The organism is Amycolatopsis sp. NPDC054798, from assembly GCF_053611505.1.
The window spans coordinates 1-6,675 of record NZ_JBSHAM010000195.1 but is presented as its reverse complement, the minus strand read 5'-3'; the positions used below and the strand labels follow the sequence as shown (position 1 = coordinate 6,675).

The 6,675-nt window shown below is 71.1% G+C and carries 2 protein-coding genes; one reads left to right on the top strand and one right to left on the bottom strand.

Translation table 11 applies throughout. The annotated features are described in order from the left end of the window. The first annotated feature begins 365 nt into the window (after positions 1–365). The gene (locus ACWGIC_RS44485) at positions 366–5,828 is read left to right on the top strand and encodes an ATP-binding protein (protein WP_452081982.1); all 5,463 of its coding nucleotides are present in this window, start codon (positions 366–368) and stop codon (positions 5,826–5,828) included. A gap of 82 nt (positions 5,829–5,910) precedes the next feature. Here the strand turns inward: ACWGIC_RS44485 and ACWGIC_RS44480 are convergent. Next, positions 5,911–6,675: OB-fold nucleic acid binding domain-containing protein (locus tag ACWGIC_RS44480; protein ID WP_452081981.1), on the bottom strand; the 765-nt coding region annotated here is incomplete at its 5' end.

Below are 6,675 nucleotides of genomic sequence, written 5' to 3'. Positions count from 1 at the left end.
GAGTCCCTCAGGGTGGCCCTCACGGACCTTCGCGGAAGCGAGCCGCGGCGGGCCGGGCCCCGCGCCTGAACTCCGGGTAACCCCTGTCCGACCCCCTGGAAACGACTGGCCGTCCAGCTGCCGCCGCCGCTGGCCGAGCGGGCGTGATTTGTGGCATACCTCGCGATAAACCAGGTCCGGACGACGTGACACGAGCCGTTTTTGGCGGGTTCCTACAAACCGGCAGGCGCGGCATGCGTCATCCGCGACATTGGTGTACCCGGCGGTAGAGGAGCAAGGTGTACGACGAAGACAGGCGACGTCCCGGCAGGTCCGGCGTCGCCTGCTGTGCGTGGGTGCAGTCGGTTCACTGGGAGGCTTTGTCCGTGTTCAATCGCGTCGCCATCGTCAATCGCGGGGAGGCCGCGATGCGGCTGATCCACGCCGTCCGGGACCTGTCCGCCGAGACCGGGCGACGGATCGAGACGGTCGCGCTCTACACGGACGCGGACGCCACCGCGACTTTCGTCCGGGAAGCCGACGTCGCGTATTCGCTCGGCCCCGCCTCCGCGCGGCCCTATCTCGATCTCGCCAAACTGGAGAAGGCGCTGGTCGAGACCAAGGCCGACGCCGCGTGGGTCGGCTGGGGCTTCGTCGCCGAGGACCCGGCCTTCGCCGAGCTGTGCGAGAAGATCGGGGTCGCCTTCGTCGGCCCGAGCGCGGACGCCATGCGCAAGCTCGGCGACAAGATCGGCGCGAAGCTGATCGCCGAGGAGGTCGGCGTCCCGGTCGCGCCGTGGAGCGGCGGCGAGGTCGCCACGCTCGACGAGGCGCTCGCCGCGGGCGACAAGATCGGCTACCCGCTGATGCTCAAGGCCACCGCGGGCGGCGGCGGGCGCGGCATCCGCAAGGTCGAATCGGCCGGCGACCTCACCGAGGCGTACGAGCGCACCAGCCAGGAAGCGCTGCGCGCGTTCGGCAGCGGCGTCGTGTTCCTGGAGCGCCTGGTCACCGGCGCGCGGCACGTCGAGGTCCAGGTGATCTCCGACGGCGAGACCGCGTGGGCGCTCGGCGTCCGCGACTGCTCGGTGCAGCGGCGCAACCAGAAGATCATCGAGGAGTCCGCGTCGCCGGTGCTCGGGCCGGACCAGACCGCCGAGCTGAAGGCGTCGGCCGAGCGGCTCGCGGTCGCGGTCGGCTACCGCGGCGCGTGCACCGTCGAATTCCTCTACCACCCCGGCGACCGGATGTTCGCCTTCCTCGAGGTCAACACCCGGCTCCAGGTGGAGCACCCGATCACCGAGATCACCACCGGCACCGACCTGGTGCGGCTGCAGCTGCACGTCGCGTCCGGCGGCAAGCTCGAAGGCGCGCAGCCGGAGGAGTCCGGGCACGCGGTCGAGGCGCGGCTGAACGCCGAGGACCCGGACCGCGATTTCGCGCCGTCCCCTGGCCGCATCGCGCGGCTGCTGCTGCCCGCCGGGCCCGGCATCCGCGTCGACACCGGCGTCAGCGAGGGCGACACGATCCCCGCCGACTTCGACTCGATGATCGCCAAGATCATCGCCTACGGCCGCGACCGCGACCAGGCGCTCGCGCGGCTGCGCCGGGCGATGGCCGAGACGTCCGTGCTCATCGAGGGCGGAGCCACCAACAAGAGCTTCGTGCTCGACCTGCTCGACCAGCCCGAGGTGATCGACGCCAGCGCGGACACCGGCTGGATCGACCGCGTCCGCGCCGAAGGCCGTCTCGTCACCACGCGGCATTCCGCGGTCGCGCTCGCCGCGGCGGCGATCGAGGCCTACGAGGACGACGAAGAGGTCGGGCGGCAGCGGCTGCTGTCCACCGCGTTCGGCGGCCGTCCGCAGGTGCGCCACGAAATCCGCCCGCTGGACCTGAAACTGCGCGGCGCGTCCTACCGCGTCACGGTCGCGCGCACCGGGCCGAAGCGGTTCCGGGTCGGCGTCAGCGGCGGCGGCGACGTGCACCCGGCCGACGTCGAACTCGAGCGGTTCGACGAGTACAGCGGGCAGATCACCGTCAACGGCACGCGGTTCCGGCTCGTCACCGGCACGCACGGGCCGATCCACCTGGTGGAGGTCGACGGCATCACGCACCGGATCAGCCGCGACGAGGGCGGCGTCGTCCGCTCCCCCGCGCCCGCGCTGGTGGTCGCCACGCCGGTCGCGGTGGACGACGAGGTCGAGTCGGGCGCGCCGGTGCTCGTACTGGAGAGCATGAAGATGGAAACGGTGCTGCGCGCGCCGTTCAAGGCCCGGGTCAAGGAACTCCCGGTGTCGATCGGCAGCCAGGTGGAGACCGGGGCGCCGCTGCTGCGCCTCGAACCGCTGGCCGACGGAGCCGAGGACGAGGCCGCCGCGCAGGCCGAGACCGCCGAGATCGACCTGCCCGCCGAACAGGACGGCACGAGCGCGGCCGACCGGGCCGAGCGCGGCAGGCAGGACCTGCGCAGCCTGCTGCTCGGCTTCGACGTCGACCCGCACGACCAGGGCCGCGTGCTCAGCAGCTACCTGGCCGCGCGCGCGGAGCTGCCGGCGCGTCCGCTGGAGGGCGAACTCGAACTGCTGGACGTGTTCGCCGACCTGTCCGAGCTGAGCCGGAACAAACCGGCCGCGGACGACCTCAGCGCGTCGAGCCCGGTGCACAGCGCCCGCGAGTATTTCCACACCTACCTGCAGAGCCTCGACGTCGAGCGGGCCGGGCTGCCGGAGAAGTTCCAGGGCAGGCTGCGCCGCGTGCTCGGCCACTACGGCGTCGGCGACTTGGAGCGCACGCCGGAGCTGGAAGAGGCGGTCTTCCGGATTTTCCTTGCCCAGCAACGGGCTTCGAGCGACAGCGCGATCGTTTCCGCGCTGCTGCGGCAGTGGCTCACCGAGGCCCCGCCGTCGGCCGAGCTGCGGGAGACGGCCGGCCTCGCGCTGGAGCACCTGGTCGCCGCCACCCAGCTGCGCTTCCCCGCGGTCAGCGATCTCGCCCGCGGCGTGGTGTTCCGCTGGTTCGCGCAGCCGATGCTGCGCCGGGCCCGCGCCGAGGTGTACGCCGAGATCCGCGGCCACCTGCGCTACCTCGACCGCAACCCGGACGCCTCCGACCGCGCCGAGCGGATCTCCGGCATGGTGTCGAGCAACGAGCCGCTGGTGCGGCTGCTCGGCCAGCGGATCGGGCGGCCGGGCGCGGACCCGGCCCCGATGCTCGAGGTGCTGACCCGGCGCTACTACGGCAACAAGGCGCTCACCGACGTGCGCGTGCGCGAGGTCGCGGGCTGCTCGTTCGTCACCGCCTCGCACCCGGAACCGGCGCGCGTGGTCGCCACCGCGGTCGACTTCCCGCAGCTGCCGGACGCGATGCGCGCGGTGGCCGAGCTGTCCGCGAACGCCGGCGCGCCGGTCGCGGCGGACGTGTACCTGAAGTGGGCCGACCAGCCCGACAGCGACGCGATGGCCGCGAAGCTGGGCGAAATTGTTGCGGCGCAACCGCTTCCGGCTGATGTCGACCGGGTCGTCACCACCGTCGCCGGGGGCGGCGGCGCGGTGATGCACCACCACTTCACCTTCCGCCGGACCGAATCCGGCTTCGCCGAGGACCGGGTGATCCGCGGGCTGCACCCGCGCGTCGCCGAGCGGCTGCAGCTGGAGCGGCTGCAGGAATTCGACCTCACGCGGCTGCCGTCGGCGGACGAAGAGGTGTACCTGTTCACCGGCACCGCGAAGGCGAACCCGGCCGACGAGCGGCTGATCGCGATGGCGCAGGTCCGCGACCTGACGCCGCTGCGCGAGGCCGACGGCAGGCTCGTGTCGCTGCCCTCGGCCGAGGACACGCTCGCCGCGTGCCTCGACGCGGTCCGCAACGCCCAGGCGCGGCGTCCGGCGAAGAACCGGTTCGACACCAATCGGATCGTCATCTACGTGTGGCCGCCGAGCGACCTGACGATGGACGAGCTGAACCTGCTCGCCCGCCGCGTGCTGCCCACCACCGCCGGCGCGGGCCTGGAGGAGATCCAGTTCCTGGCCCGGCAGCGGAACGCCGAAACCGGCGAGCTGACCGACATCGCGGTGACGGTCCGCAACGAGGTCGGCGCGGGCGTGCGGCTGACGGTCGAGGCCCCGAGCACCGAACCGGTGCAGCCGCTGGACGACTACCGGCAGAAGGTGCTGCGCGCGGCGCGGCGCGACACGGTGTACCCGTACGAACTCACCGAACTGCTGGCCGGCGGCGGGTCCTTCGTCGAGCACGACCTCGACGACACCGGCACGCTGGTCCCGGTCGACCGGCCGCGCGGGCAGAACAAGGCCGGGCTCGTGGCCGGCGTGGTCAGCACGCCGACCGACCGGGTGCCCGAGGGCGTCAAACGCGTGGTGCTGCTGGGCGACCCGACGAAGTCGCTCGGCGCGCTGGCCGAACCGGAATGCACGCGGGTGATCGCCGCGCTGAACCTGGCGCAGCAGCTGCAGGTGCCGCTCGAATGGTTCGCGCTGTCGTCCGGCGCGCGGATCTCGATGGAGTCCGGCACCGAGAACATGGACTGGGTCGCGGCCGCGCTGAAGCGGATCGTGGAGTTCACCCAGGACGGCGGCGAGATCAACATCGTGGTCGCCGGGATCACCGTGGGCGCGCAGCCGTACTGGAACGCCGAGGCCACGATGCTCATGCACACCAAGGGCATCCTGGTGATGACGCCGGATTCGGCGATGGTGCTCACCGGCAAGCAGTCGCTGGACTTCTCCGGCGGCGTGTCGGCCGAGGACAACTTCGGCATCGGCGGCTACGACCGCGTGATGGGCCCGAACGGGCAGGCGCAGTACTGGGCGCCGAACCTCGCCGGGGCGCGCGACGTGCTGATGGCGCACTACGCGCACACCTACGTCGTGCCGGGCGAGACCGGCCCGCGCCAGGCGGTGACCACCGACCCGGCGGGCCGCGACGTGTCGGACTACCCGCACGCCGTCGTCGGCAGCGACTTCGCCACGGTGGGCCAGATCTTCTCCGCCGAGCACAACCCGGACCGCAAGAAGCCGTTCGACATCCGCACGGTGATGCGCGCGCTGTCCGACCAGGACCACCCGGTGCTGGAACGCTGGGCGGGCATGGCGGACGCGGACACCGCCGCGGTGCAGGACGTGCACATCGGCGGCCGTCCGGTGTGCCTGCTGGGCATCGAGTCCCGCTCGGTGCCGCGCCGCGGCTTCCCGCCCACCGACGGCCCGGACACGTTCACCGCGGGCACGCTGTTCCCGAAGTCGTCGAAGAAGGCGGCCCGCGCGATCAACGCGGCGAGCGGCAACCGTCCGCTGGTGGTGCTGGCGAACCTGTCGGGCTTCGACGGCTCGCCGGAGTCGATGAAGAAACTCCAGCTGGAGTACGGGGCCGAGATCGGCCGCGCGATCGTCAACTTCAAGGGCCCGATCGTGTTCACCGTGATCTCGCGCTACCACGGCGGGGCGTTCGTGGTGTTCTCGAAGGCGCTGAACCCGAACATGACGGTGCTGGCGCTGGAAGGCTCGTTCGCGTCCGTGCTGGGCGGGGCCCCGGCGGCCGCGGTGGTGTTCGCGGGCGAGGTGAAGACCCGGACGGCGAACGACCCGCGGGTGGCCGAGCTGCAGAAGCGGCTCGGTGAGCTGACCGGGGCCGAGAAGGCCGCGTGCGCGGCCGAGCTGGCTGAGGTGACGTCGTCGGTGCGGGCGGAGAAGCTCGGCGAGGTGGCGTCGGAGTTCGACCGGGTGCACAGCATCCAGCGCGCGGTCGAGGTCGGGTCGGTGGACGCGATCGTCAGCACGGCGCAGCTCCGGCCGCGGATCATCGAGGCGATCGAGCACGGTCTGAAGCGCTGAGGGTTCTCGTGAGTGCTGGTGCCGGTTCTCGCCGGTGCCAGCACTCACGAGCCTTGCTGGGTTTTCGTGCCTGCGTTGCCGCTCACGAGGCCACGGTGATCCCCCGGATCGTTTTCACCTCGCCCAGCAGCGCTGAGGTCACTTTCACCGAGTACCCGTCCAGCGCGTACCGCTGCTCCCCCACGTGCAGGTGCACCGGTGTGTTTCCCTGGTGGGCCAGCAAAGTCTGTTTGAGTTCCAGCACCACCGGCAGCGTCACTTTCTCCGCCCGCGTGTGCAGCACGAGCGGCGTTTCCCCGAGTTCCGTCAGGTCCAGTGGTGCCAGATCCGCCCCGAAGACCGACATTTTGTCCTCCCGCCAGTTCACCCGGCCTTTCACCAGCACCGCGTTGTCCTCCACCAGATCCGCCGCGCACAACGCGTACGATTTCGCGAAGAACAGCACCTCCAGCGACGCGTCCAGATCCTCGACCGTGCAGATCGCCCACGGTTCGCCTTTCTTGTTCACTCTCCGCTCCAGCGAGGTGATCAATCCGGCGACGACGAGTTCGCCTTCTCTCGGCGGATTGTCGATGATCGCCGCGATCGTGCGCGGTGCGTGTTTGCGAAGAACGCCCTCGGCGCCGTCCAACGGGTGCGCGGAAACGTAGAGGCCGAGCATGTCCCGTTCGTGCGCCAGCAACTGCTTGCGCGGCCACTCTTCGGCGGTGAATTTCACGTGCGACAACGGAGACGAGGCCGGTTTTTCGTCGTCGCCGCCGAAGAGGTCGAACTGGCCCATCGCTTCCTGGCGCTTGAGCGGGACCACGGCTTCCACCGCGTCCTCGTGCACCTGGATCATCGACAG